Genomic DNA, 26,919 nt, shown 5'->3' on the forward strand with positions numbered 1-26,919 from the left:
GCAGCATGCCGGCCGGCACGCTGCTCCTGCTGTGTTTTTATTCCGTTTTTTCATCGGCACCGCGCTGCCGCCGCACCGGCGTTCCGCCTTACTGCTGCGAAAACAGCAGGCCGAGATGATGCTCCATATGCTTTTCCAGCATCGCGGTATATTCTTCCCTGTGTTCCCGCAGCAAATCGTACAGTCTGTTCTTAAACCGCAGGGAACCGTCCGGATTCACTTCGTTCATAATCTTGCCGTAAGTAATATGCATCAGCTGTCGGGACGCCGGCAGCTCGAGCAGATCTGTCAGCCTGTCGTCCGTATAGCCGTCAATCGGGGGCATCTGCTCCAGCTCGGCAGAAACATGGTAGTACGCGCGCGCCTCTTCAAAAACGCCGAGCGCGTATTGGTACAATTCGCGGAACAGCGCAGGGTCGGCCTGCGCCACCAGGCGGACAGCCTCCAGCCAGCTGGTGCCCGAAGTCTTTACATGAAACCGGCCGTGCGTCATCCGGCCCACAGAGGGGTAAACCGAGAATTTATCCGAACCGGAGTGTACGCTGATCTTATAGCCAAAATGCTCGGCGATGGCGACATGCTGCGCAAACTCCCGATCAAACTGCTCCAAATCGCCGATGTAATCAATGCCCTTCTGGAATTCGCCGCAGAAACGCGGCGCCATGGTGATAAACTGCACGCCGGCCAGCGTCAGCTCGTTTGCGGCAAAGAAGTGCTGCGCGGGCGTGGTGGGCGTTGCGGTTTCATCAATGGAAATCTCCAGCTCGACTTCCTTACCCGCAATGCAGCAGTCATAAATCTTTTTGGCAAACCCAATGGCTTCGCCGTAAATTATCACGCACCGCTGCAAATCTTCCCTTGTAAACGCAATCTGCGTGCCCCCAACAGCAAACGTTTGACCGAGATAACGCTGTTCAAGTTCCGCAGAAAGCGGGCAGGCCGCCGAGAGGGCGGCAGCGTCCATCGCCGCGCCTTCGCCGCGGATATGCTCGCTGCAGTCCAGCGTAATCATTGTGCAGCCGCTGGCAATCGCGCCGTTCACCTCTTCCAGCGTCTTCAGGTGGTCGCCGTCGGCACCGTATCCCTTGGTAAAGCCGGCCTGCAAAACCTGGAAGGTCACGCGGTCGATAACGTCATCATATGTTTTGCACATCAGCGTCAGCTCGCGCATCGATTGCTGCGCAAAAACAGGATAAATATCAAACTTTTTCGCAGCGCGAATATGCCCAAGCGTGGCAATCCCCAGCCGGTCGCCCATGCCAAACGTCCGCTCACGGCTGAGCACAGGCTTTGGCGCGGTAAACGGCAGCAGACGATGCAGCACTGCCGCGCAGTCATGGTCAAGCGCCACCTTTGCAAGCGGCAGTCCATCCATCAACGCGGACTCCGCCGCAGCAAAGGGGCAGTTTTCTCCCCAGAACAGCAGCGCGTCATACGCGCCGAAATCCGCGATGCAAAGCTCGCCGCCGCTCACTTCAAAACAGGATTCCGGATACACGGAGACGGGCTTTTCCTGCAGCGCCTGCTGCAGGGCAGGCAAAAGGGTATTCAGTCTGGTCATTTGTTTTGCTCTCCTTTTTATATTCGTAAAAATGCAGAAACATCTTTTGCACGGCCGGGGCCGCAAAGTAAAAGGAGAAAGCCCAACATGACATAAAAGGCAAAAAAAGTTCCAGACAAAAATGAATCTGGAACTTTTTCTGTTTTCATGCTGCTGTCAGGAGCGGAACAAATGGATATTTTGATACTGGAACAGTTTAACCGAAGTCAGGATATCCTGATCGTGCTCCGACATATACCGGCGCGCCGCTTCCGCGTTTCCCGCGCGAATCGCATTCAGAATATTGGCGTGCTGCACCAGAGAATCCGGCAGGCGCGCCTGGCTGATCGCCAGCGATACGCGGTTGAGCTTGGAAAAAACCTTTTCCAGCGTTTGATACATCTGGCGGTTATACGCGGCCTTCGCCACTGCCAAATGAAAGCGGCGGTCGCAGTCTGCAACGCGCTGTATTTCCTTTGCAGGAAGCGTTTTGTGATAATCTTCCATCTGCTGCATTTCCATAATATCCGCTTCCGTGTGACGCAGGGCGGCATAATATGCGGTAGAGCGTTCCAGACTCTCTCTCAATTCCAGCAGCTCGATGACTTCAGTCGCGCTGATTTTGGAAACGACGGCGCAGCGGTTGGGCAGCATCTCGATATAATCCTCAAAGGCAAGGCGGCTGATTGCCTCCTTCACCGGGGTGCGGCTCACGCCCAGCTGTGTGCTCAGTTCGCGAATGTACAGCGTGGTGCCGGGCGCATACGTTCCGTTCAGAATCGCATCCCGCAGGGTTCGATATACAAATTCTGATTTGCTGAGATCGCAGTTTGCGTCTTCGTCAAAATAGTCCATTCAATTCACCGTTCTTTATTACGTTTTGGAGATTATAAGTTCCTTTTTCGCACGGAATATATTGATTTCAGTCTATTATAATCTCCGTGCGTTGTCAAGAACCTTTCAACGCTTTTGATAAAAAGGCCATGCTTTGTACACCGGCAGTATCGCTGTCCGGTTCTGGGATACACTCCACCGAAATGGTATTCCGATAGCCGATTTCTTTCAGCGCGGCAAACACCTCTGCAAAATTCAGGTGACCGGCGCCCGGATAAAGCCGGTTGGAATCTGCAACGTGCAGATACCCCATTTTGGAGCCTGCGGTGCGAATGGCCGCAGCCATATCGGCTTCGTCAATATTCATATGGAACGTGTCCATATGAATCCAGCAGTTCGGCAGGTCCCACTTATCCAAAAAGGCGCGCAGCTCTGCGGCGGTTGTGAACAAATTGGTTTCATACCGGTTGATCACCTCTACCAGAATGCGCTGTCCCTTGGTTGCGGCATACTCGCCCAACACACGGAGCTGATCGGCCAGCAGCCGGTCAAATTCCTCCTGCCGGCTGTCCGGCCGGTCGCCCTTAATCCAACCGATGACAATGCCGTCCGTTGCGCCAAGCTCGGCCGCGATGTCAATATAATCCCGCACCTCTGCCATGGCGGCGGCGCGGTTATTCGGATCAGGCGAGGTTATGCAGCGATGCCGTCTGGTAAAAATCTGGCCGGTAACAATGGCAGAAATGCGAACGCCATAGCGTGCAAGCGCGTCCTTCATCAACTGAAGCGGAAAATCACCGGCTTCAATCACATGGATTTCCAGCGCATCATAGCCCCATTCCGCGGCCTGCTTGACGGCATTCACCAAATCGCCGCGCAGCACCAGAGGCGCGCGTTTGGCGCCGCTGGTAATGGCAGTGATGGCAAGCTGATTCGTCATAATATGACGCCTCCTCATTCTATAATGAAAACAGGGCCTGATTAATCGTAAGCCAGGGTGTAGATGTGACGCTCGCCAGCCATGACGGCGCGGATTGCCTCCGGATCGCGCTGGGTCATCAGGTCTGCCGGAGGCAGCTGGCCGGCCGGATAGCGCTCCAGAATATCATTAACCAGCTTTTCCAGGTAATCAAGCGTTTTCTCAATGCCCTTGCGCGCCTTTTCAGGGTCTGCCAGCGTGGGATCGCCGATAACGCCCTGCGGCTGGCAGATGCACTCCATACCGCAGGAACCAAGCGCGTTGTACCACTTGATCGGGCCGTCGCCGCGCTCTGCGGAATTGTTAATGTGACCCTTAGGCAGCATGGGAGCAGAGGCAACCTTTTCGGCATATTCCATCTTGCAGAATTCCGGGAACAGGGCCAGCGACCAGGACTGCTCGCACTCGTCCGCATGTACAAACGGCGTGGTGTAGGGGCCGCCCTTGTCCGCAGTATCCAGCTGCTCCTTGGCGCAGTTCCAGAAGTGCGTATACAGAATGATGGCCGGCACCTGGAACTTCTTGCCGAATTTATGGATCGCCAGCGGAATCACATAGTCCTGACCATGACCGTTGACAACGATCATCTTGCGGAAGCCCGCGTTCCAGAAACCTGCAAACACATAAACCAGATAGTCTGCCAGCGTCTCTTCCGGAATCATAATCGTGCCCTTCTGGCCAAGGTGGTGATAGGGATGCGAGCCGTACCAGATCGGCTGCGCCACCGTGCAGCCGGTCGCCTTGGCGATCTGCTCACACAGGCGGGTATCCAGATAGGTATCTTCACCAAACGGCGCGCTGGCACCATGGTTTTCTGTCGAACCAACCGGAATCAGAATCACGTCGTTCTTCTTCAGGCGTTCTTCTACCTCTTTGCGTGTCATATTCTGATAGTAAATACCATTATTCGCTTCCATGTTGCCGCCCTGCGCGGGGATTTGCCATTTGCTCATCTTAAAATAACCTGCCCTTCATAGAATTTTATGCGCAATAAATAAGTAAACGGATTAAAAGCACAGATGGCTTTAATGTCATGCCACCGGCATGCCATTTGCCTGCATTATACGCTTTTGATTTTGATTTTGCAAGCAAAAGATCGTATTTTTTTCTCATCCCCTTTGATTTTATTAATTTTGCATAAGTGCAAAATAGCATTTTTGTAATAACATACAACAAAAACCGCAGTGTTTTCGCTTGATTTTTTATTCGTTTTGTAGAATAATAGAGTCAAGCGAAAACAAAACAACAGTATCGTTTTGAAAATGTGTGATTTTTTCGGCGCCCAAGTGGCATGCCACATAAATGCCGAAAAAAACAAATTCTAACGGAAACCCATTGGAACAAACCGTTTATTTTTGTTCAGGATGATACCTTCGGCAGATGTTGCACAGGAAATGCGGCAGGGCAAGCCCCCGTATTTCCTGTTTGTTGGGAGCGGAAAGGAGATTGTCAGAGTATATGGAAGAAAAGATGCGCGCAGTGCAGATTCATGCGCCGGGTGAGTTTTCGGTCGACTGGGTGCCGATTCCCCGCCCTGGATACGGCGAAGTGCTTGTAGAGGTGAAAGCAGTTGCAATCTGCGGCTCCGATCCCGGCATTTTCGGCGGCAAGGTGCTGCAAAACGGCTGGCCTCCGTATTTCCCGTTTGTGGCAGGCCATGAGTTTGCCGCCAAAGTGCTGGAAGTTGGCGAAGGAGTTTCCAACCTCAAGCCGGGCGACCGCGTGGCGGGCGAAGCCCACTGCGGCTGCGGCACCTGTGAGATGTGCAAAAAGGGCTTTTACAACCTGTGCCTGAACTACGGCAACAAGGCCGCCGGCCACCATCATTACGGCCACAGCTCAGAAGGCTGCTATGCACAGTATCAGGTATATGACCAGAAGGTTCTGACTCCCCTGCCGGACAACGTCTCCTATGACGAAGGCACACTGGTTGATACGGCAGGCACCGCATATAACGCGCTGCGGCTGACCGGCGTGGAGCCGGGCGGCTACACCGCCATCATCGGCCCGGGGCCGATGGGCATCATGGCAATGAGCCTTGCCAAAGCGATGGGCTCGGCGACCATAGTCATCGGCCGCCGCGAGCGGCTGCAAATGGCAAAGAAGCTCGGCGCAGATTACATTATTGATTACGAAAAAGTGGACGATCCGGTGGAAGAAGTCCGCAAGCTGACCGGCGGCGGCGCGCATCAGGTAATTGAGGCCGCCGGAAACGCCACGGCATACTTTGAATCCGTGCAGATGGCTCGCAAGGGCGGCCATGTGGCGCTCATCAGCATTCCGCCCAAGGATGGACAGGAAGCAGCGCTGAAAAGCCTGATTATGAATCAGATCACGCTCCACGGTGTACGCGCCAACCCCAACTGCTCCAAAACCGTGCTGGACCTGATCAGCCAGGGCAGCCTGCATGTAAAGGACCAGATCACGCATGTATTCCCGATGGAGCAGATCCACGAAGCCTTTGATACATTTACCAGCCGGAAGGACGGCGCACTGAAGGTTATCGTTCATCCAAACGGAGATTGCTGAGGTGATACGCACATGGAAGGCAACATGAAAGCCGTTGTTCTGCACGCGCCGAATGTGTATCAGGTGGAAGAGGTAGAAATACCGAAACCCGGACGCAATGAGGTGCTGGTGGAAATCAAATCAATTGCAATTTGCGGTTCCGACCCTGGCATTTTCGGAGGAAAGGTGCTGGGAGACGGCTGGCCGCCGCACTATCCTTTTATTGCAGGGCATGAGTTCGCCGGCAAGGTTGTGGAGCTTGGCGAAGGCGCCAGCAACCTGAAGGTTGGCGACCGTGTGGCGGGCGAAGCCCACTGCGGCTGCGGCACCTGTGAAATGTGTAAAAAGGGATTTTATAATCTCTGCGATAACTACGGGCACTCCGGCCATCACCACTATGGCCACGCAACCCCCGGCTGTTACGCGCAGTATCAGGTTTATGACGAGAAAGCATTAACGCTGATGCCGGAAAACGTCAGTTACGACGAAGGCTCCATGGTCGATACGGCAGGCATCGCCTTCAACGGCATTCAGCTGACCGGCATTGTGCCCGGCGGCTGGGTCGGCGTCATCGGTCCCGGTCCGATGGGACTGCTGCTGGCGCAGATGGCCAAAACGATGGGCGCCAAAACCATTATTATCGGTTATCAGGATCACGACCGGCTGGAAATGGCCAAAACCGTTGGCGTGGACCATGTGATTGAAACGACCGAAGTGACCGACGTTGTGGAAGAGGTGCGTCGCATTACCGGCGGACATGGCACAGACCGAACCTTTGACTGCGCCGGCGCCGGCGATACGCTGGATGAAGCCATCCGCATGACTGCCAAAAACGGCAAGGTTGGCGTCATCGCCTATCCCAAGGTTCCAACCACGCAGAAAGCACTTTATTATATGGTGAAAAATCAGATCACCGTACAGGGCGTTCGCGCCAACCCGAATTGTTCCCTTCCGGTACTTGGGCTGATCGGCCACGGCAAGCTGGAAGCCGGCAGGCTGATTACCCACACATTCCCGCTGGAACAGACAGCGGAGGCATTTGATACGTTTGTCAATCACAAGGATGGCGCAGTCAAAGTGGTCATCCATCCGAACGGGGACGAGGAGGACTAAGAGAATGATTTCTTACATTTTAAAGGAGCCGAAATGCATAGAAGCGCAGCAGAGCGAAACGCCGGTGCCGCAGGGGCATGAAGTGCTTGTCCGCGTTCAGTATGTGGGCATCTGCGGCTCGGATATTCATCTGTTTAACGGCACTTATAACGGCCCTCACAGCTATCCGATGCGTTTTGGGCATGAATGGTCCGGCGTTGTCGAGGCAGTCGGCAGCGAGGTAACCCGCGTTGCCCCCGGCGACGTTGTGACCGGCGACTGCTCCCGCTTCTGCGGCAGCTGCCCCTCCTGCGAACGGGACAAAAACCTGTGTGAACATATCGAAAAATTCGGCATCACCATCGACGGCGCGTCTGCCGAGTACATCCTGCGGGATGAAGCCTATCTGTATAAAGCGCCGGAGGGCATGGACATCAAGCATCTGTGCCTGTCCGAGCCGGTAGCCGTTGCCGCGCATCTGCTGGAAAAGGTGCGCCGCGCGGTGCCGGGCGGTTTTGCAGATAAGCGTGTACTGGTGCTTGGCGGCGGCGTCATCGGCATGAGCGCCCTGTTTTTGCTGCTCCATATGGAGGGCTGCAAACAGGCAGAGCTGTATGATCTGGCCGAATCCCGCAAGGCGCTGGCCCAGTCTGAAGGCGCGCGGATTCCGGACGCTTCCGAACTGGAGGTCAGCACTTCCGGCACGGACTATGCCTCCATGTACGCTGCGGCCAAATACGATGTCGTCATCGAAACCACCGGCGTGGCTCCCGTGTTTGCCAACGCGCTCAACCTGGTAAAGCCGGGCGGCGTACTGGGCTGTGTCGGCATGATTGCAAAGGTGGAAATTGCACAGAAGCTGATCGTTACCAAGTCGCTCACCATCGTCGGCTCCATCGGCGGCACGGGCGATTTTCCGCGGGCAATGGAATTTCTCTGCAAGTTCCCCGCTTCTGCGGATAAGCTGGTCAGCCACTACTTCCCCATCACCGAAGCGCCCGAGGCGTTTGCGCGGGCGCGCATTCCGGAGGGAACGATGAAAGTCGTTTTAACGCTATGAGCGACGGCAGACGGCTGGGCTGGATCGGCACAGGCAATATGGGCGGACCGATGGCGGCGCGGCTTTGTGCCGCCGGTCATCCGGTAACCATATGCGGCTCCGGCCGGCGCGATTTAAGCGCCTATGCGGAAGAGACCGGCGCCAGGCTGGCGCACAGTCCCAAAGAGGTGGCCGAACAGGCTGATATTCTCTTCACCATGATTCCCAACGGGGAGATCCTGCTGGATATCATATCGGGAGAAAACGGCCTGGACAGCGCCGATCTGAACGGAAAAATCCTTGTGGATATGAGCACCGTGGACCCTGCTTCTTCCGAAGAGGCGGCGCGGCGCATGGCGGCCCACGGCGGACATCTCCTGCGCGCGCCGGTAACCGGCAGTACGCATTTCGCAAAAAACGGTACGCTCGGCATCATGGTTTCGGGCGAGCAGGATGTTTTTGAGACCTGCCTTCCTTATTTAAAGGTGCTTGGCAACCGCCAGACCTATCTGGGAGACGGCGAGCAGGCCCGATACATGAAAATCATCATCAATATGATGCTGGCGCAGGCGCTTCAGTCGTTTTCGGAGGGGCTGGTGCTGGGTGAGAAACTCGGCCTGCCGTGGGAGACCATGATCGACCTGATCGGAGACAGCGCGGCGGCGGCGCCCATTATGCAGTATAAGGCAGATACGATGAAGCGGCGGGACTTCACCCCGACTTCCACCTGCTATAACATGCACAAGGATATGAAAATGGCTATGGCGCTGGCGCAGCAGGTAAACGCAAGCCTGCCGGCTGCCAGTTTGACCATGCAGTTATACAACACCCTGATGGCCATGGGGCTTCGGGATAAGGATAACACGGCCATTCTTCTGGCCAATGAAAGATTAAATGCATTGGATCAGAGCGAAGGATAAGGACAAGGAGGCTACGCAGTGGACGTAAGAGAAGAAAACGTAATCCTGCGAATGACAGGCATTACGAAAGCCTTCCCCGGTACGCTTGCGCTGGATAAAGTGCAGCTGACCTGCGAAAAGGGTAAGGTTCACATTCTGCTGGGTGAGAACGGCGCGGGTAAATCCACGCTGATGAAAATCATCACCGGTATTTACAGCAGGGATGAAGGCACCATCTGGTACGACGGCCAGGAGGTAACTTTTGCAAATGTCCGTCAGTCAATGGACGCGGGCATCAGCATGATTCACCAGGAATTGAATCTGCTGCCTGAACGCACCATCGCGCAGAATATCTATCTCGGCCACGAGCCGCGCGTCAAGGGTATGAAGGGCGTCATTGACTACAAGAAGATGGTCAGCGACAGCAGGGAGCTGATGGACCGCCTGGGTCTGGATCTGGACCCGAACATTCTGGTCAAAAAGCTCAGTATTGCGCAGATGCAGATGGTGGAAGTGGTAAAGGCGCTTTCCAAGGATGTTAAGCTCGTTATCATGGATGAGCCGACCTCCTCGCTGACCGACCGCGAGATCGACAAGCTGTTCGGCATCGTCGAAAAGCTGAAAAAAGACGGCGTAGCAATCATTTACATCTCCCACCGCATGAATGAAATCAAGCGCATTGGTGACTGCGTTACCGTAATGCGTGACGGGCAGTACATTGATACGGTAGACGTCAAGGATGTTGAGCTGGACACGCTCATCTCCATGATGGTCGGCCGTAAAATCGAAAACATGTATGAGCGCCACTACATCGAGCCAGGCAAGGTCATTTTTGAAACCAAGGATCTTTCGGGCTGGCGTTTCCGCAATGTAAACATCAACGTGCGGGAAGGCGAAATCGTTTCTCTGTCCGGTCTGATCGGCGCGGGCCGCACGGAGATCGCCAAGGCCGTGTTCGGCGACGAACCGATCGAGCATGGCAGCTATACGCTTTACGGCAGAGAAATCACCCGCACAACGCCGAACAAGAGCGTGAAAAACTCTATGGGCTATCTGTCAGAAGACCGTAAAATCGAGGGTCTGGTGCTGCAGATGCCGATTAAGGAAAACCTGGTTTCGGCAAGTCTCGGCAAGGTATTCAAGGGCGGCATTCTTCGCGCTAAGCCGGAGGATGAGATCGGCGAAAAGTATGTTAAGGAACTGCGTATTGCAACGCCGAATGCGGATAAGCTGGTCGGTGAGCTTTCCGGCGGCAACCAACAGAAGGTCGTTATCGGCAAGTGGCTGGAAACCGGCTGTAAATTCCTGATTATCGACGAGCCGACCCGCGGTATCGACGTAGGCGCCAAGAGCGAAATTTACAAGCTGCTGGACCGTCTGGTACATGAAGGCTACGGCATTCTGATGATCTCTTCGGAAATGAACGAAGTAATCGGCATCTCTGACCGCGTTTATGTTATGAAGGATGGCGAGATCACCGGCGAGCTGTCCCGCGAACAGATGTCGCAGGAAGCGATTATGCGCTTCGCTGTCGGCGGAAAGGAGAGTGCGGTCAATGAATAAAACAAAAAGCGGAGGACTGCTTGGCAAATTCAAACAGCTGAATATCCCCGGCATTCTGATCGGCGACATCGTGCTGTTTATCCTGTTTGGTTTGGCCAACAACAAATTCCTCTCTACTTATAATATTATTTTGATTTTCCGCAACACCTGCACGCTGCTTCTTGCCGCTATCGGTCTGACGCTGGTTATCCTGATCGGTCAGATTGATATGTCGATCGGCTCCGTGGTATCCATGTCAGCCGTACTGGTGGTCGTCTTGTACAACAACGGCGCGCCATTGGCTGTGGCAATGGTCGCACCGCTGCTCCTTGGTTTGCTGATCGGCCTGGTTAACGGCATATTGATTGCAAAATTCAAATTGGACTACTGGGTCGTAACATTCGGTATGATGAGCGTCTTCGCCGGTCTGGCGCTTGTTGTAACAAAAGGCAATACAGTGGCCGTTAAAAATGATTTTATCAACTGGATTGGCAACGGAAAAATCGCCGGTCTGTATGTGATCATCTGGATTACTGTCATTCTTGCGGCGCTGATGATCTGGGTTCAAAACAAAACCAAGTTCGGCTACGACCTCTTCGCCCTGGGCGGCTCCAGAAATGTTGCGGCAGTCAGCGGCATCAAGGTTGTGGAAACCTCCATTGCTGTTTACATGCTCAGCGGTCTGTTTGCCTCCATCGCCGGCCTTGCGGTTGCCTGCATGACCACTTCGGGCAGCCCGTCCGTAGGCGTTGACTACACCTTCAACGCAATGGCGGCGGTTGTTATCGGCGGCACGGCGTTCTCCGGCGGCAAGGGCGGCCTGGTAGGCACCGTTTTCGGCGCGCTGCTGATGAAAATTCTGGCCAGCGGCCTGAGCCTGATGGGTATTCCTTCCACCTGGCAGAAGGCAATCACCGGCATGGTAATCGTTTCGCTTATTATCATCGACGTGGTCGCCGATCACAGAAAGAACATTCAGGCAAAGAGGAGGGTCTACAACAATGTCGGTTAAGAAAAAGAATCAAATCGACCTGCTCTCACGTTTCCTGATTCTTGCGGTCGTTTTTGTCGGATTTGCCATTGCACGTCCCGCTTCGTTCCTGTCGGTTGATAATATCACGCAGGTAGTTTTCCAGCAGGCGCCGTTTATGATTCTGCTGGCGTTCGGCATGAGTCTTGCCATGATTTCCGGCGGCATTGATATTTCGATGTCCTCCACCATGGTTCTGTCAAGCTATATGAGCGCTGCATACTTCCAGCAGGGCAACTACCTGATGGGCATTATCGTTGCCTTTGGCATCGGTATTGCGTTCGGCCTGTTCAACGGCCTGCTGATCAGCAAGGTCAAGATTGAGCCGTTCATCGCTACCTTCAGCGTGGACTTTATGGCGCTTGGCTTCGCCTATGTCGTCTGCAACGGCGAATATGTTTACGGTTTCTCGGACGGCTTCCGCAGCATTGTAAACGGGCACCTGATTCCCTGCCTGCCGAACGTTGCCCTCATCACGATTCTGATCTTTCTTGTCCTGTACTTTTTCACCCGCCGCACAACGTACGGACGCACGCTGTACTCGCTGGGCTATAACAAAAAAGCCGCCAAGCTTTCCGGCATGCATTCCGAGCGTGTCATCATGTCGATTTACGTCATCAACGGCCTGCTGGCTGCGCTGACCGGCATTCTGTATCTGGCGCGTCTGAACGCGGCGGACCCGAGTATCCGCGGCACGTTGACAAACGATGCGATCGCTTCTGCGCTGATCGGCGGCATCGCATTCTGCGGCGGCACCGGTTCGGTTGTCAACACCGTGATCGGCTCAATGATTATCATGTTCATCCGCAACGGCATGAACATCATGGGTGTTTCCACCAACTGGCAGCAGGCAGTTGTCGGCTTTGTCATTCTGTTCGCTATCATATACGAGCGCGTGCTGAATAATATTCTGGCAAAGCAGGCAGGTAAAGCAAAGTAATCCCCCCACTGATTTTATTCGTATCATAGCGGCATGCGCCGTGTGATAATAAAAACGAGTCGAAGAAAAAGGAGAATGTATCATGAAACAGAGCAAAAGACTTGCAGCACTGGCATTGGCAGCATTGATGACAGTTGGTTTCGCCGGTTGCGGCGGCGGCGACAGCACTGACGCTGGCGCTGGTGCAGACGGCGGCGATGCCGGCGCCAAGAAGAACATTACTGTTATCCTGAAAAACTCCACCGCGCCGTTCTTTATCAGCGTTGCGGAAGGCGCCAAGGCTGCCGGCGAAGAGCTCGGCTACAATGTTGAGGTCAAAACCCCCGTTGATACCGCTGAGGGTTCGGGCAACGAGCAGCAGAGCCAGCTGGCTGAAGAAGCCATCGTAAATCAGGTTGACCTCGTCGTTATGTGCCCGGTTGACTCGGAAGCAATCATCCCTGCCGTACAGAAGATCAAGGATGCCAACATTCCGGTTGTTAACCTGAACACCCGCATTGCAGACGACACCATGTATGAGACCTTTGTCGGCCTGGAAAATGTAAACCAGGGCTATGACACTGCCAAGGCACTGTTTGAGAAGATGGGCGGCAAGGGCACCCTGATCATCATTGAGGGCTCCACCGGTGCGCAGACCTCTCTTGACCGTATCGAAGGCTGCAAGAAGGCGCTGGAAGAGTATCCGGACATCGAGCTGGTTGCTTCCCAGTCTGCTAACTACTCCCGTGCGGAGGCGCTGAACGTAGCGCAGAACCTGCTCCAGTCCTATCCGGACGTAAACGCTTTCTTCTGCTGCAACGATGAGATGGCGCTCGGCACCGCTGAGGCGGTTGACGCTGCCGGCAAGACCGGTCAGATCATGATTTCCGGCCAGGACGCGAACGACGACGCCGTTGCCGCTCTGAAGGAAGGCAAGATCACGCTGACCTCTTTCGGCGATCCCTTTATGCAGGGCTACTCTGCAATCGAGGCGGCGGCCGATGTGCTGGAAGGCAAAGAGGTCAAGGACTTCTACGAAGTTAAGACCAAGGTTGTTAACCTGGACAACGCGGACACCTTTAAAGAGCATTAATCTGCTGGTTCCGTAAATCGGTAATCTTTCTGGTATGTGCCGCGGCGGCCATCGCCGCCGCGGCACCCCCTTTTTTCTGCTGTATAACCGATTGGATTTTGTCGTGAGGAAATGAAACGGTTCACTTGCTGACGATAGGACCCGATCAAATATTAAATCTTTACCAAAGGAGCTGTACAACATGAAAGAAAAGTATTTGACCACAGAGTATCCGAACATATTTTTTGAGGATAACAAGGTAGGACAGCTGAAGAAGCGGCTGTGGGATGCCTCGGAAGAAGAAATCCAGCGGATTCTGGACGATTACGGCATTCCGTCAGACAGCGAGATGGGCAAACCCTGCTGCTATATCCAGACCTCTCCGCGCAAGATGGTGATTGAAAAGCGCCATAAGAACGATATCGTTCTGGTGCCGATCGGCTGCACGGAAAACCACGGCATTCATAACAACTCCGGTCTGGATACGTTCATGTGCTCCTCCATCTGCGAAGCGGTGCGCCGCAAGACCGCCAAGGCCGGCCACGAAGTTGCGCTGGCCCTGCCGCCGATCAACTACGGCGGACATCCGTATCACCACTGCGGCATGCCCGGCACGGTGATGACGAGCGAAAAGAGCATCGTAGACACGCTGATCAACGTGATGGTCGGCCTGTGGGACGACGGCTTCCGCAAAATCATTCTGGTAAACAACCACGGCATGGACTGGATGCTGGAATCTGCGATTCAGGAATTCTTCAAGCGTTATCAGCTGCCTGCCTTTGCAACGGTAGTTGAATGGCACCGCGCGGTGCGCGAGTTCTTCTACCCGCTGGGCGACGAGCGTCCGGACTTTGTCAGCACGCCGTTCGTACATGCGGACGAGGCGGAGACCTCGGCAGCGCTGCTGATGTTCCCGGGCATGGTGGATATGAGCTGCGTTGTGGACGCACAGGCCAAGAGCTTCGGCATGCTGGACGGAGGGTTCTATGACGGTTCCGTTGACTCGTTCCACCGTCCGAACAAGTGGTCCGAGGCAGAGGGACATCGCGTGATCGAGCGCTTCGGCACACCGGAAGGCGTTGTCGGCTATCCGTCCCGCGGCGAGCCGCGCCGCGTCAAGCGCGCAATCGCGGCCATCTGCGAATATCTGAACGCAATGGTAGAGGACATTCTGGAAGCGTATCCGGCCGGCCAGGTGCCCGATCCCCGCAAGTTCTCGCTCCGCCCGTACGAAGAAATCGAGCCCTGCCTGCGCGAGCCGCTCAGCGAAGGCTGGAAGAGCGTACATGAGCTGCCCAGACGCGGTTTCTTTATTGACTGACTCTTTTTCTCTTTTCTTCTTTTCTCATTATTTTTTAGAAGAGGTCCCCGCTTTGGGGGCCTCTTCTATGTTTCAGGCTAAAAAACAAGGCCATCAGAATACTCTGATGGCCTTGTTTTATCTTGCTTGTTTCCGTTTTCTCAAACGTTATCAGAACTTAGTCGGCGTGATTGCCTCATAATCCGCAAGCGTACCGCCGTTCATGAAGCAGTCGATAATCTGCTTGCCGATCGGGTCCAGATCGGGCGTATCGAACTTTTTCAGTTCCTTTTCGAAGAAGTCCGTCAGAATCTTGGCGCCTGCATCGTAGCCTTCCAGGCCCATGCGGTCCTGCGTCTCCGTGCGCAGGAACTTGGAACGAATCTTCTGACCATCCAGCTTCATATCCTTGAGCGCGTAGCCAAGCAGCGGGCAGCGGGCCGGTTCCAGATGATCCGGCTTAATGCGGCCGTTATGGCGCGCCAGATACTCACGGCTGAGCCACTCCGCAGCAAAGCCGACCTTGTATACGCCGATATGCTGGTTCGGAATGAGCACATAGCGGGTGTTCGGGCAATCCAGAATCTGCTTGAGCAGCAGGTTGGCCTGCTTGACGCGCAGACCGGTTGCAAACGGCCAATAAGAGCCTACGCCCTCGCTCTTGAGCTCGCCGCCGCCCACAATGGACGGGTTCTTAAAGCCGCGCGGCGCAACCAGGCGCCACAGCCAGGCCAGCGCGGGCGGAATAACATGCATCATGCCCATAATGCCGTAGTTCGGGTCCTCTGCCGTAGAAGGTGGCATACGAACGCCGAAGGTACGCACGTCAACCTCAACCGGCTCGGTTACAATGTTCGGCACCTTTTCACGCGGCACAATGGCGCGCGGGTTGGGACAGGGCTGACCGTTGGAGTCCAGCGTGTGCTCCCAAATCAGGCAGGTCGCGCCGCGGTGCGCTTCCATATTGAAGAAGCAGAGCGGCTCATCCGGCTCGGTGCAGATGCGCTCGTAAACGGGGTCGCAGCCATAGTGGGTCACGCCGTCCATGCGCAGGAACCAGCCGCCCTCGCCGTCTACCAGAACCAGCTTGCCGCTGTCATTCTGCAGCGACGGGTAGCAGGTCGCCATATCGTCGCACACCGGCTCAATATGGCAGGTCTCGCCCAGGTTCAGGATGGTTTCCTCACCCGTTACCGTGTTGGTGGAAAGCAGCACGGTGCCGTCCTCCAGGCGGGTAATATCCTGCAGCATCTCGCTCTTGCCGCCGCCGGAAGCACCCTCATGCATGATGACGATTTCATTCTCATACGGGGTGACGATGCGGCCGCAGGAAGCGTGTGCGGTAACCCAGTTTTCCCGCTCGCCAATATCAAGCAGGATGGAGTATACGCCCTTCTTGGCAGACGGGCCGGGGTACAGGTTGTACGAGAAGACCTCATGGCAGTCCTCGGTACGGTTGTGTACGCACACCTGCCGGCCGTTAAAGTGCGAATGGCGGAACGGAGGCGCAACATAAATAAATGCGCGCGGCTTAAAGCCTTCGCACTCCGCCGCGGAAATGAAGCCCTGCAGATGCGCCAGCGCAAAGGCAAAAAACGCCGCGTTCTTCGGGCAAATCAGCATAGAGGGATAACCATAGGTGTTGCCGCCGGAGTTGAAAGGCATAAAAATCAGCTCCTGCGTCTTAAACCATTCCATCGTCTCCTTGCGGAGCTTGTCAAAGGGGTAGCCATACACATCCTGGAAGCGCGGCTTGTCCGTCGGGCCGTCGTCTGCAATGCGCATGCAGTCCGGATCACGGCGGCGCATATAGTCCTCTACATAGTTAACGGCAGCGCCGTTTTTGCAGCGGGTTACGTCGCATTCCTTCACCGGTCCCTTGCCCGGCACGTCATAAACAACGTTGAACCGGCGGTCACCGCCAAAGCACATCTCATAAAGTTCCGCCTTGGTGGTGGGCACCCAGACTGATTTGCAGTTGGAGATGACATCCAGTATTTCCGGACTGAAAGTGAATTTGTTGAGCAATGCGTTCATCTGAATAATCCTCCTTTCGCACCGTTCCGCAGCGCCTGCATACACCCGGCCGGTGCGCCGTACAAAGCCCTGTGTAAACCCTTCCCATTTAACGCAGGCCTATTGTTCTTCATTATTAGCATACAACAAAATGCATCGTATAGTCAATCAATTTTCTTGCATTTGCACTCCGTCAGCTTCTTTTTTGCGCATTCAACAAAAACAGTCGACAATTTTCCGTTTTTTTCGTCATTTTCTCACATTCTTTACAAAAAACTGTCAATCAGCGCACGTCTACCGCGCATACTGTTCCCACACCCGTTTGACGGATGCGCACACGCCGTCCCTGCCAATTTCAAACACCGCGCCGGACAGCGCACATTCGCCCGGCGCAGTCTGGAAGGGCTCGGTCAGATCGCCGCGGAACATGGCAATTGACTGCGCAGGGCACACGCCCAGCACGGACACCACCGGACCGGTCATCCCGATATCGGTAATATACCCCGTTCCCTTGGGGTTGATGCGGTTATCCGCAGTCTGCACATGGGTATGCGTGCCCCATACCGCCGCGGCGCGCCCATCCAGGTAATACCCCATAGCGAGCTTTTCGCTGGTGGCGTTCGCGTGGATTTCTGCCAGCGCGATATCATACTTTGCTGCGTTATCGCGCAGAATCTTATCCGCACACAAAAACGGGTTATCCGGCCCATAGTGCATATCGCACCGGCCGATCAGGTTCATCACGAGCAGGCGCAGCCCCTGCGGCCCGTCGTAAATCCCCCAGCCCTGCCCTGGGCTTTGCGGCGCCAGATTGGCCGGACGCAGCACATTGGCATGCTCATCCAGATAGGAGGCAATCTGCCGTTTGCCGAATGCATGGTTGCCCAGCGTAATCACATCCGCCCCTGCGGAGAAAATATCATCCGCCTGCGCGGGCGTGATGCCGCGTCCCGCGGCATTTTCTCCGTTGACGATTACAAAATCCGCCCCCTGCGCCCGTTTGACGCGGCGCAGCAGGGCATACAGCGTGTCAATTCCCGCTTCCCCTACGACATCGCCGATGGTTAATACCTTCATCGTTTCACCTCGTATTTGTTTTCCGCAGCTGCAGCGCAATATAGTACAGCGCCCAGCCGATTACCCCCGCGCCGAAGGTGTACATACCGGCTATCCGGCTGCTCCCCACGCCCAGCTCATCCAATAAAAGGCCAATGACCAGCCCGATGGCTGCGCACGCTGCCGCCACCTTCCAGCCGCGGCTCTCCTCGGTCGTTTCCACTTCCTCCTCGTCGCGCAGCAGCGAATCCAGCGTCACATCGAACAAATCGGCCACCGCCTTGACATTCTCAATATCCGGCATGCCTGCATTGTTTTCCCACTTGGTCACCGCCTGCCGAGAAACATGCAGCAGCTCTGCCAGTGCTTCCTGCGAATATTCTTCCCTGATGCGCAGGACTTTGAGTTTCTCTCCGAATGTCATGCAAATCACCTCATGCACAGCATAGCAAAAACCGGCATTTTTGTCCGCTGCGCCCGGTTGCCGGCCTGCTACGCTGCGTTGCAGCCGCCTGTTTACTGTGTTTCTGTCTCGTAAATCAGCTCTGCGATGCCGCCGCACCGCCGCAGGGACACCAGCCGCAGCCGCTGTGTCTGCCCCGCCGGAAACAGGCGAATCCCGCCGCCGAGCAGCACCGGCAGCACGGTCAGGTGCCAGCGGTCAACCGCGCCGGCAGCGGCTGCCGCCGCGATCAGCTCCGCCCCGCCGCACAGCCAGATGTCCTTGCCCCTGCCGCGCTTCTGCACCCGCAGCCACTCTGCCAGATCGCCGTCGATTCGCCTGGCGTGCGGCAGCGGCGCCGCGCTGCGCGTCCATACATAGCTGTGCAGTCCTTCATACGGCCACACCCTGGGCAACAGTTCTTCTGTGATCTGCCGGTAGGTGCGCCCGCCCATCACAACCGTATCCACGGTTTGCACAAACGCGCCGCAGCCGTCCTCTTCCGATGCATCCGCGAACGTGTCCAGCCACGCCACGCTGCCCTCAGCATCCGCGATATAACCGTCCAGACTGACCGCAAGATACGCCACTGTTTTTCGCATTGCCGCCCTCCTTTATGCAAAAAGGGAGGCGGACAAAAATCTGTCCGCCTCCCCCTTTCTCATTTCACGCCGCGTCCCGCGGCATTTTCATCCAACAGCCCAGTTTTGCCAGACTTTTGAAGCCCCGGCACTCAGTCGAACAGCGTCGATACCGATGTTTCCTCGTAAATACGGGCAATCGCCTCGGTAAATACCGGCGCAACCGACAGCACCTTGATCTTGTCCAGCTTTTTCTCGCTCGGCAGCGGAATCGTATCCAGAATGGCAAGTTCCTTAATCGGGCTCTTGTCAATGCGCTCAATCGCAGGACCGGAAAGTACGCCGTGGGTCGCACAGGCGTATACTTCGATTGCACCGCCCTTTTCAATCAGCGCCTCTGCCGCATGGCACAGCGTACCGGCCGTGTCAATCAGGTCGTCCGCCAGGATGCACTTTTTGCCCTTTACATTGCCGATGATGTTCATCACTTCGGACACATTGGCCTTGGGGCGGCGCTTGTCAATGATGGCAAGCGGCATGTCCAGCTTTTCCGTAAACTTGCGCGCACGGGTAACCGAGCCAAGGTCGGGCGATACAATCACCGTATCATCCGTGCCCACGCCGAACTTGCCGGCAATATACGGAATCAGAACGGACGAGCCCAGCATGTTGTCCACCGGAATGTCAAAAAAGCCCTGAATCTGCGCGGCGTGCAGGTCCATGGTCAGCACACGGTCCGCGCCTGCGGCCGTAATCAGGTTTGCAACCAGCTTTGCCGAGATCGGGTCGCGCGCCTTGCTCTTGCGGTCCTGGCGCGCATAGCCGAAATACGGGATAACCGCCGTGATACGGCCGGCAGAAGCACGCTTGCAGGAGTCGATCATGATGAGCAGCTCCATCAGGTTGTTGTTGACCGGTCCACAGGTAGACTGCACCAGGAAAACGTCCGAACCGCGCACCGATTCCATGATGGAAACGGAGATTTCGCCGTCTGCAAACGTCGAAATGGTGGCCTTGCCAATCGGCAGGCCAAGTGCGGAAGCAATCTGCATCGCCAGCGCGGGATGCGAGTTGCCGGACAGGATTTTGATGTTTTTACCGTGAGAAATCATTCAATTTACCCCTCCGTAGTTATTTATGTGTCCTTTTTTATATTTTTCTCTTTATTGTTGCCGTTACTTTGTATCCTGGCCGTGCGCTTTGCGGCGTTTGTCGTTCCAGCCCTCCAGGTTGGTCTGCCGCGCCCGCGCAACCGTCAGCGCGCCGTCCGGCACGTTTTTCGTCACCGTTGTTCCGGCGGCCGTAAACACGCGGTTGCCCAGCGTAACAGGGGAAACCAGATTGGTATTGCAGCCGATAAAGCAATCGTCCCCAATGATGGTCTGATTCTTAACATAGCCGTCATAGTTGACCACAACGGTTCCGCAGCCAAAATTGACCCGCTCGCCGACGGTCGCATCGCCGATATAGGTCAGGTGCGATACCTTGGTGCCGTTGCCGATGGTGGATTTTTTCAGCTCAACAAAATCGCCGATGCGGCAGCCGTCACCCACCACGCACTGCGGGCGGATATATGCAAACGGACCGACCGTGACGTTTTTGCCCACCGTCGATTCGTATACCTGCGAATTGTTGACCGTGGTGCCCGCGCCGATTTCGGCTTTTTCAAGGATGGAGTTGGGTCCGATGACCGCACCCGCGCCGACCTTGCAGCCCGGACGGATATGGCAGCCGGGCAGAATCACCGCGCCCGCTTCGATCTCGGCGTCCGGTGCGATATAGGTATTCACGGGGTCAAAAATCTGCACGCCTTTTTCAATCAGCCCAAAATTTACGCGATGCGTCACCGCAAGCTGCGCGATATAGGCCGAGGCGCCGTCACAGATCGCAACAATCTCATTGGTCACGGCAACGCCCTTCTGCGCACCGGCCGCAACTGCTGCGGCAACCAGACCGTCCAGCGTGTCCGCTCCCGTTTCGAGCGCTTTTTGCAGCGTCTCCCAGGTAAATATGGCCGCAAGGCAGTTGCTGTCCCGCGGGATGGGCTGCCCCTCCGCATCAAAGCCCTGCTGCTCTGCCGCAAGCACACTCACGCCATAGCCCGTAACCGTATGGGTTTCGCACAGGTGATAAAGCGCGTCCGCCTCGGTCAGGGCAAAGGGGGCTGCGATTACCAGCACATGCCCGCATACCGCCAGGCTCTTGAGCGCGGCAAAGCGGTTTCCGCCTTCCAGCGCCAGGCTTTCCGCGCCGGACAGCGCGGCGTCCCGTCCGTCATGCACAAAGTAGCAGGCGTCCACCGCCGCAGGCAGACAGTCCCTGACTGCATCGCCCGCGGTGCCGAACAGCACCGGACGCGCATATGCGGAAAGGCCGTTTTCATCAAACAGGCCGCCGACAAGGGCGGCAGAAATTTTTCCCATGAAGAAATCCTTCCGTTCCATTGGCGGGGTTATGCCCGCCGTTTTCAGTTATAGAATCATTATACAACAGCGGCGCGCAAATTGCATCAGCATTTTCTATAAATTTCTCCGTTTTGCAGCCATTTTTTCGTCTTGGCATGAGAAAAAAAGTGTTTCATGCCGCAAACGGGAAAAGCCGCCCCGCAAAGGGCGGCTTTTTGCTTCACTTTTTCTGCGGAAGGTTCTTGAGCACCTCAATTGTGCCGCAGCCCGCGCACTTGGCGCAGTCATGCATGCAGGACATCGGATCGTCCGGATCCTCTTCGCGGCCAATTTCCAGCAGCGTCGGGTCTCCCTGTTTTTCTCCCACCAGGAATTTCGCGACGGCTTCCTCTGCCGGGCCTTCGCAGCCGGGCACAAGCAGAATGCCGATCATCTCCAGCGCATTGCGCACGGCAAGGCCGAGCGAGCCGCAGATCAGCACGTCGACGCCTTCCATGCTCATGGTTTTTACCATATCGGTCACGCCAGTGCCCTCCACGTTGACCATACGTTTGCCTGTGGGCAGATTATCCTCCACCGAAACGATCAAAAAGGTGCGGCACTCGCCCAGGTTCTGGGCGATCTGGCCGTCATGGTATGTGACTCCGATATTCATCGCATGTCCTCCACTGTTTTCAGCGCGCCGGTCAGCTCATCCGGCAGCTTGGCGTCTTCAATTTTGCCTGCGTCCACGGCCGCGGCCAGCTTGGGGTCAATCGGCAGCTTGGCCAGAACGGGCAGCTCATACTGCGCGGCTACCGCGTCCACCTTGCTCTCACCAAAAACAGCGATGTGCTTGCCGCAGTCCGGGCAGGCCAGATAGCTGTAATTTTCCACCACGCCAATCACGGGGATATCCATCATTTTGGCCATCTTGACCGCCTTGCCCACAATCATGGAGACCAGATCCTGCGGCGAAGTAACCACAAGAATGCCATCTACCGGAAGCGACTGGAACACGGTCAGCGGCACATCGCCCGTGCCGGGCGGCATATCAACAAACAGAAAATCCACATCGTCCCAAATAACGTCCGACCAGAACTGCTTGACCGTTTCCGCGATAATCGGCCCGCGGTAAATGACGGGGTCATCCTCATTGGGCAGCACCAGGTTGATGGAAATCATCTGCACGCCGCCCTCGCTGCGCGCGGGCAGAATGCCCTCCTCGCAGCCTTCCAGCTGATCATGCACGCCAAAGGCCTTGGGGATGGAAGGACCGGTAATATCCGCATCCAGAATGCCGCAGGAATACCCCTTGCGCGTCAGTCCCACCGCCATCATCGAGGTCAGCAGGCTCTTGCCCACGCCGCCCTTGCCGGATACAACGCCGATCACTTTTTTTATGCTGGCCGCCGGATTCGCCGCCACTTTCAGGCTCTTCTCTCCCCCGCAGTTCGAGGAACAGCTTTCGCAGTTATGCGAACAACCCATAGTACACAACTCCTAACCATAAATTCATCACTCTGTTTAGTATACCGCATCATTTTCACTTTCGCAAGGGCAATCCATCCCGCATACAATGTTTTATGAAGGGAGACAGCACAATGCAGCAAACCTATTCTCAATATTTTGCATCCGTCATCCAGCGCCTTCCGGATGCAGCCGCCGTTCTGCACGGTGTGCCGGACGGACCGAACATTGAAGGCACGGTATCCTTTTATCAAACCCCGCAGGGCACGCTGGTAACCGCGGCTGTGCGCGGTTTTCCGGTGACGCGCATGGCATGCGCGCTGCCGGTTTTTGCACTGCATATACACGAAGGAAATTCGTGCGCAGGCAGCGCCTCCGCTCCGTTCAGCGGCGCAGGCGCGCACTATAACCCGGGCGCCTGCCCGCATCCGTATCATGCGGGCGATTTGCCGCCGCTGTTCGTCGACTCCTCCGGCCTTGCCTGGATGGCCGTGCTGACCGGACGCTTTCGCGTCTCCGACGTCATCGGCCGGACTGTTGTCATCCACGATAAGCCGGATGATTTTACCACCCAGCCCGCCGGAAACGCAGGCGGCCGGCTGGCCTGCGGCCTGATCACCGCGGTGCGGCGCGGAAGAAGCTGATTTTCCGCCGGCAAAACGAGAAGGACCGCCGTCTCATCCACGCGAGACAGCGGTCCTTCCGGTTCACTACACAGATTTGAAAAAAGGGGGTAAAAAGAGAAATAAAAAGATCGGTAGGTTATCAGCCTGGGATTGCGGCTTCCCTTGCTGACGTATTCAGTATAACGCATTTATGTGCCCAAAATATGAATAGTTTTTGAACATCCTGTGAAAGATTTGTTGCTTTCTGTTCACAAACCGAAAAAACCCCGCTTCTGTGGGGGAACAGAAGCGGGGCCTTTTCATTTCGTGAAAAAAGGGGTTCTGAATGAAAGAAAGGAAATTCAGCAGATGGAATCTGTTGGTCTGTCAAAAGGGGAAGTGTCGTTTCCTTTTGACATGTTTAGTATACCGCATCCGGCTGCGCAATATGTGAACAGCTTTTAAACATCCTGTGAAGGTTTTTTAACAGAATCTTTCTATATAGAATGGGAAAACGCCTGCATCCGTGGGGGAAACGGATACAGGCGTTTTCGATGATTCACAAAATAAAGGGGGGTAAAAGAGAAATAAAAGATCGGTAGGCTGCTTATCGATTCGGGATTGCGGCTTCCCTTATCGACATCCTTAGTATACCCCACCCACAGTCCGAATGTGTGAACAGATTTTGAACGTCTTGTGAAAGAATTGTTATCTTCTTTTTATCACGGCAGCGGTTTTCTGGCTTTATTCATGCGGATATCGTCTCCAAAAAACCGCAATGCCTCAAACTCGCCCAGCAGGCGCGAGGCAACGGCCGGAGAATATTTTTCCCCCAGCGCCTCCGGCGGCAAATTGGTGTTGATAATCATCGGGCGGCCGGCCATCAGACGGATATTCACCAGGTTGTACAGCGCAGACACCGTAAACGCTGTGCCCATCTCGGTTCCCATATCGTCGATAATCAGCAAATCGGCGCGCTCATAGCGGGCGGCGCGCTCGGCGGCGGCCTGTCCGTCCCCGCTGCCAAACTTAATCGTCTCATACGCGGCAACAATGTTGATCGCCGTATCATACGCCACGGAAAAGCCGCGCGCAGAGACCGCATCCGCAATGCAGGTGGATAAAAAGGTCTTACCCAAGCCGGTTGAGCCGGTAAACAGCAGATTGGGCGAGCCTGTGCCAAACTTTTTTGCATACTCCTTGCAGCGGAACAGATTATCCTCCATATTTTCCCGCGGAGACAGGCCCAGCCTCCCGTCCGGACGGGAGGAATACAGATTCAGCCGGAACGCGGCAAAATTCTGGTCCCGCACCGGCAGCGTCACCGAAAGCTGCTCCCGCAACAGACGCGCATACCGCTCCTTCACGCAGCCGCAGGTTGCGCTGCCCTGATAGCCGGTATCTCCGCACTTGGGGCACAGCGGCGCCGCCGTCAGATAATCCCCCGGCAGGCCAAGTTCGCGCAGCAGCGCGGCCCGCTCGTCCTGCAAAGCAAGGTTGCGGTCACGCAGGCAGGCAATTGCAACCGAAGGGTCGTCTCCCGCCCGCAGCGCCGCCTGCAAAACAGCGGCCGCTGTCGTCGAAAGCTCCCTGTCAATCGCGCGGATACGCGGCTGGCGGGCATATACATCGCGGCGGCGCGCCTCCAGTTCCTCCGTATGCGCAGCGCGGTCGCGTTCCAGCGCACGGCGGGCGGCGGCAAGTATTTTCTTGTCATAGGCCATTGCTTATTCCGCCTCCTGTCGTCTGCGGCGTATCTCCCGCTTCTGCTCCAGCCACTCCTGCTCCCACGCGGCCAGCGTTGCGCCGTCGGTCGGCTGTGCCGCCATCTGTCCGGCGGCCTGCCGCGCCGCGCCGGTCTCCGGTTCCAGCGCTGTAATCTCGCTCACCGTATGTACGCCCGCGGCATCCCAGCGGCGCAGAATGCCCAGCGTGTAATCCAGACTTTTATGCCCCTGCTGCCGGCCGGTCCGCCGCACAGCCAATGCCACTGCCTCGGGCGGAAAACCGTGTGCCAGAGCAAAGCGGCACACGCGCTGTTCCTTGGGCGACGGCTGCGCCGGATCGGCGTCCATTGCCTTATAAAGCGCCTCATTCAGCGGTTTTTCATCCGCGCGCCGCGCCAAATACTGCTGCGCGGCCTGCACCGAGACAACGCCCATATCCGCCCACTGGTTCGCCTCTCTCCGGATATCCGCCAGGCGCACCGTGCCCCGTTCGGATTTCAGCCACGCCAGCAGTTCAATGATCGCCCCCGCTTCCAGCCCAAGATGGTCATACGCGGTCAGCAGGCAGCGCAGCTGCCCCTCTGTCAGCGTGCGGCCAAGCGTCTGCTCCGCCGCCTGGCAGACGGCAGAGAATTTATGGTCGTCCAGCCGCGCGCGGCGCAGTTCATCCGCCGTATAATGCGGCGCTTCGTCCGGCTTGTCCGCATCCTGCGCCGCCGCAGGCGCGGTCAGGTTGTTGAGCGTAAACAGCGCGCGTTCATACCGTTCTCCCGATAAATGTAGCGCCCGCGCGGCCTGTTTGCCATCCTCCACGCCGCCGTTGCGCAAAATGTATAGATACAGAAGCGCCGCGTCGCCGTCGCCCACCGCAATCAGCTTGTCCAGCATATCGCAGCGCGCCACACGCAGTTCATTTTCCGGCAGTTGTACATTGATCAGCGGCACCGTTTCTTCCCGTCCTTTTCCAAATGAATGTGTTTTTTATTATAACACACCGCGCCATGCTTGTCTATTCGCGCTGCGCTTCTCTGTTGCGGAGAAACGATAAGTCATGCTATAATCAATCCATTCAAAGGGCAAAGGAGGCGCAGCCATGGGTCCAAATCCAAACCAGATCTATCCCAACGAAAACGTCCGTCAGATTGTCTTTATCAAAAATGTCATCACACGTCCGAATATTCTCGTTGGGGACTACACTTATTATGACGATATCACCGGCGCTGAACGCTTTGAAGAGCATGTGACGCACCATTATCCCTTTCTGGGCGACCGCCTTATCATCGGCAAATTCTGTGCAATCGCCAGAGGCATCGAATTTATCATGAACGGCGCCAACCATCGTATGAACAGCGTCACAACCTATCCATTTAACCTGATGGGCGGAGGCTGGGAACAATTTACGCCCCGTTTGCAAGACCTTCCGCTCAAAGGAGATACCATCGTGGGCAACGACGTCTGGATTGGGCAGAACGTCACCGTCCTGCCCGGTGTTCACATCGGAGACGGAGCTATCATTGCGGCAAACTCCGTTGTCACCAAGGACATTCCTCCCTACTGCATTGCCGGAGGCAATCCATGCAGGGTTGTTCGCAGCCGATTTGACGACGAACTGACGCAGTATCTGCTCCGTCTGAAATGGTGGGACTGGGATGCGGATAAAATTTTCCGCAACATGAGCGCGCTGTGCAGCGGTGATTTACAGCGCATCCGGCATATTGCAGAGGCGTGATCAATAAAAAGGGCTTCCTTTCGGAAGCCCTCAGCCTGTCGAGAAACCCGGTTGCGCATTAAGCAGCAACCTGGTTTTCAGTATGTACTGGAGAAAACAGAAGTGAAAACAGGGAAAGGGTGTAGTCATACCATTTCCGCCTTGCCAGTTTTTTG

At 55.8% G+C, this 26,919-nt stretch carries 25 protein-coding genes; 11 read left to right on the forward strand and 14 right to left on the reverse strand.

Annotated features, from left to right (window positions below; translation table 11 throughout):
* Positions 1–88 precede the first annotated feature (88 nt).
* The 4 genes from ACOYIE_RS00210 to iolN (ACOYIE_RS00225) form a co-directional block, all read right to left on the reverse strand.
* Complete coding sequence (locus ACOYIE_RS00210) at positions 89–1,561, reverse strand: tagaturonate epimerase family protein (protein WP_433409744.1); 1,473 nt, start codon at positions 1,559–1,561, stop codon at positions 89–91.
* Between the two features lie 156 nt (positions 1,562–1,717).
* The gene (locus tag ACOYIE_RS00215; protein WP_433409745.1) at positions 1,718–2,395 is read right to left on the reverse strand and encodes a GntR family transcriptional regulator; all 678 of its coding nucleotides are present in this window, start codon (positions 2,393–2,395) and stop codon (positions 1,718–1,720) included.
* 94 nt (positions 2,396–2,489) lie between these two features.
* A complete protein-coding gene (locus ACOYIE_RS00220; RefSeq protein WP_433409747.1) occupies positions 2,490–3,314 on the reverse strand; it encodes a TIM barrel protein in 825 nt (274 codons plus the stop codon).
* A 41-nt stretch (positions 3,315–3,355) separates the two neighbouring features.
* Positions 3,356–4,306 carry a 3-dehydro-scyllo-inosose hydrolase gene (gene iolN / locus ACOYIE_RS00225; RefSeq protein ID WP_433409749.1) on the reverse strand — a complete coding sequence of 317 codons (951 nt, stop codon included), beginning with the start codon at positions 4,304–4,306 and terminating at the stop codon, positions 3,356–3,358.
* 505 nt (positions 4,307–4,811) lie between these two features.
* Between iolN (ACOYIE_RS00225) and ACOYIE_RS00230 the strand changes: the two genes are divergently transcribed.
* The 9 genes from ACOYIE_RS00230 to iolN (ACOYIE_RS00270) all read left to right on the forward strand — a co-directional run bounded on the left by ACOYIE_RS00230 (position 4,812) and on the right by iolN (ACOYIE_RS00270) (position 14,775).
* On the forward strand, positions 4,812–5,882 hold the full coding sequence (locus ACOYIE_RS00230) for a zinc-dependent alcohol dehydrogenase (protein ID WP_433409750.1): 1,071 nt from the start codon (positions 4,812–4,814) through the stop codon (positions 5,880–5,882).
* Between the two features lie 12 nt (positions 5,883–5,894).
* Positions 5,895–6,974, forward strand: coding sequence for a zinc-dependent alcohol dehydrogenase (locus ACOYIE_RS00235; RefSeq protein ID WP_433409752.1), 1,080 nt, complete (start codon positions 5,895–5,897; stop codon positions 6,972–6,974).
* Between the two features lie 4 nt (positions 6,975–6,978).
* Entirely contained in the window at positions 6,979–8,013 is a 1,035-nt protein-coding gene (locus tag ACOYIE_RS00240; protein WP_433409754.1) for a zinc-dependent alcohol dehydrogenase, read from the forward strand.
* Entirely contained in the window at positions 8,010–8,912 is a 903-nt protein-coding gene (locus ACOYIE_RS00245) for an NAD(P)-dependent oxidoreductase (RefSeq protein ID WP_433409755.1), read from the forward strand. Before ACOYIE_RS00240 ends, ACOYIE_RS00245 begins: the two co-directional genes overlap by 4 nt.
* 18 nt (positions 8,913–8,930) lie before the next feature.
* Positions 8,931–10,454, forward strand: a complete 1,524-nt coding sequence (locus ACOYIE_RS00250; protein WP_433409757.1) for a sugar ABC transporter ATP-binding protein — start codon at positions 8,931–8,933, stop codon at positions 10,452–10,454.
* On the forward strand, positions 10,447–11,445 hold the full coding sequence (locus ACOYIE_RS00255) for an ABC transporter permease (protein ID WP_433409759.1): 999 nt from the start codon (positions 10,447–10,449) through the stop codon (positions 11,443–11,445). Before ACOYIE_RS00250 ends, ACOYIE_RS00255 begins: the two co-directional genes overlap by 8 nt.
* Positions 11,435–12,403 (forward strand): ABC transporter permease, encoded by a 969-nt coding sequence (locus ACOYIE_RS00260; protein WP_433409761.1) that lies wholly within the window; start codon positions 11,435–11,437, stop codon positions 12,401–12,403. The genes ACOYIE_RS00255 and ACOYIE_RS00260 overlap by 11 nt, the downstream gene beginning before the upstream one ends.
* A gap of 82 nt (positions 12,404–12,485) precedes the next feature.
* Complete coding sequence (locus ACOYIE_RS00265; RefSeq protein WP_433409763.1) at positions 12,486–13,475, forward strand: sugar ABC transporter substrate-binding protein; 990 nt, start codon at positions 12,486–12,488, stop codon at positions 13,473–13,475.
* Positions 13,476–13,656: 181 nt separating this feature from the next.
* Positions 13,657–14,775: a 3-dehydro-scyllo-inosose hydrolase gene (gene iolN, locus ACOYIE_RS00270; protein ID WP_433409764.1), complete on the forward strand. Its 1,119-nt coding sequence runs from the start codon at positions 13,657–13,659 to the stop codon at positions 14,773–14,775.
* A 150-nt stretch (positions 14,776–14,925) separates the two neighbouring features.
* Here iolN (ACOYIE_RS00270) and ACOYIE_RS00275 read toward each other — a convergent pair whose 3' ends face one another.
* From ACOYIE_RS00275 to ACOYIE_RS00310, 8 genes are all read right to left on the reverse strand, one after another.
* Positions 14,926–16,791, reverse strand: a complete 1,866-nt coding sequence (locus tag ACOYIE_RS00275; protein WP_433409766.1) for a DUF4914 family protein — start codon at positions 16,789–16,791, stop codon at positions 14,926–14,928.
* Between the two features lie 273 nt (positions 16,792–17,064).
* On the reverse strand, positions 17,065–17,847 hold the full coding sequence (locus ACOYIE_RS00280) for a TIGR00282 family metallophosphoesterase (protein ID WP_433409767.1): 783 nt from the start codon (positions 17,845–17,847) through the stop codon (positions 17,065–17,067).
* Between the two features lie 4 nt (positions 17,848–17,851).
* On the reverse strand, positions 17,852–18,250 hold the full coding sequence (locus ACOYIE_RS00285; RefSeq protein WP_433409769.1) for a helix-turn-helix transcriptional regulator: 399 nt from the start codon (positions 18,248–18,250) through the stop codon (positions 17,852–17,854).
* Positions 18,251–18,342: 92 nt separating this feature from the next.
* On the reverse strand, positions 18,343–18,870 hold the full coding sequence (locus ACOYIE_RS00290; protein ID WP_433409770.1) for a dihydrofolate reductase family protein: 528 nt from the start codon (positions 18,868–18,870) through the stop codon (positions 18,343–18,345).
* A gap of 131 nt (positions 18,871–19,001) precedes the next feature.
* Positions 19,002–19,961, reverse strand: a complete 960-nt coding sequence (locus ACOYIE_RS00295; RefSeq protein WP_433409772.1) for a ribose-phosphate diphosphokinase — start codon at positions 19,959–19,961, stop codon at positions 19,002–19,004.
* A 63-nt stretch (positions 19,962–20,024) separates the two neighbouring features.
* Positions 20,025–21,293, reverse strand: coding sequence for a DapH/DapD/GlmU-related protein (locus ACOYIE_RS00300; RefSeq protein WP_433409774.1), 1,269 nt, complete (start codon positions 21,291–21,293; stop codon positions 20,025–20,027).
* 181 nt (positions 21,294–21,474) lie between these two features.
* Positions 21,475–21,909: a NifB/NifX family molybdenum-iron cluster-binding protein gene (locus ACOYIE_RS00305; RefSeq protein WP_433409776.1), complete on the reverse strand. Its 435-nt coding sequence runs from the start codon at positions 21,907–21,909 to the stop codon at positions 21,475–21,477.
* A complete protein-coding gene (locus tag ACOYIE_RS00310) occupies positions 21,906–22,724 on the reverse strand; it encodes a P-loop NTPase (protein WP_433409778.1) in 819 nt (272 codons plus the stop codon). The genes ACOYIE_RS00305 and ACOYIE_RS00310 overlap by 4 nt, the downstream gene beginning before the upstream one ends.
* Positions 22,725–22,837: 113 nt before the next feature.
* Between ACOYIE_RS00310 and ACOYIE_RS00315 the strand changes: the two genes are divergently transcribed.
* The gene (locus tag ACOYIE_RS00315) at positions 22,838–23,347 is read left to right on the forward strand and encodes a superoxide dismutase family protein (RefSeq protein ID WP_433409780.1); all 510 of its coding nucleotides are present in this window, start codon (positions 22,838–22,840) and stop codon (positions 23,345–23,347) included.
* Between the two features lie 683 nt (positions 23,348–24,030).
* Here ACOYIE_RS00315 and ACOYIE_RS00320 read toward each other — a convergent pair.
* Both ACOYIE_RS00320 and ACOYIE_RS00325 read right to left on the reverse strand, forming a co-directional pair.
* Entirely contained in the window at positions 24,031–25,032 is a 1,002-nt protein-coding gene (locus tag ACOYIE_RS00320) for an ATP-binding protein (RefSeq protein ID WP_433409782.1), read from the reverse strand.
* A gap of 3 nt (positions 25,033–25,035) precedes the next feature.
* Positions 25,036–25,980: a DnaD domain protein gene (locus ACOYIE_RS00325; protein WP_433409783.1), complete on the reverse strand. Its 945-nt coding sequence runs from the start codon at positions 25,978–25,980 to the stop codon at positions 25,036–25,038.
* A gap of 148 nt (positions 25,981–26,128) precedes the next feature.
* Between ACOYIE_RS00325 and ACOYIE_RS00330 the strand changes: the two genes are divergently transcribed.
* Positions 26,129–26,764, forward strand: a complete 636-nt coding sequence (locus ACOYIE_RS00330; RefSeq protein ID WP_433409785.1) for a Vat family streptogramin A O-acetyltransferase — start codon at positions 26,129–26,131, stop codon at positions 26,762–26,764.
* Positions 26,765–26,919: the final 155 nt, after the last annotated feature.

The organism is Agathobaculum sp., assembly GCF_050946325.1.
Classification (GTDB): Bacteria; Bacillota; Clostridia; order Oscillospirales; family Butyricicoccaceae; genus Agathobaculum.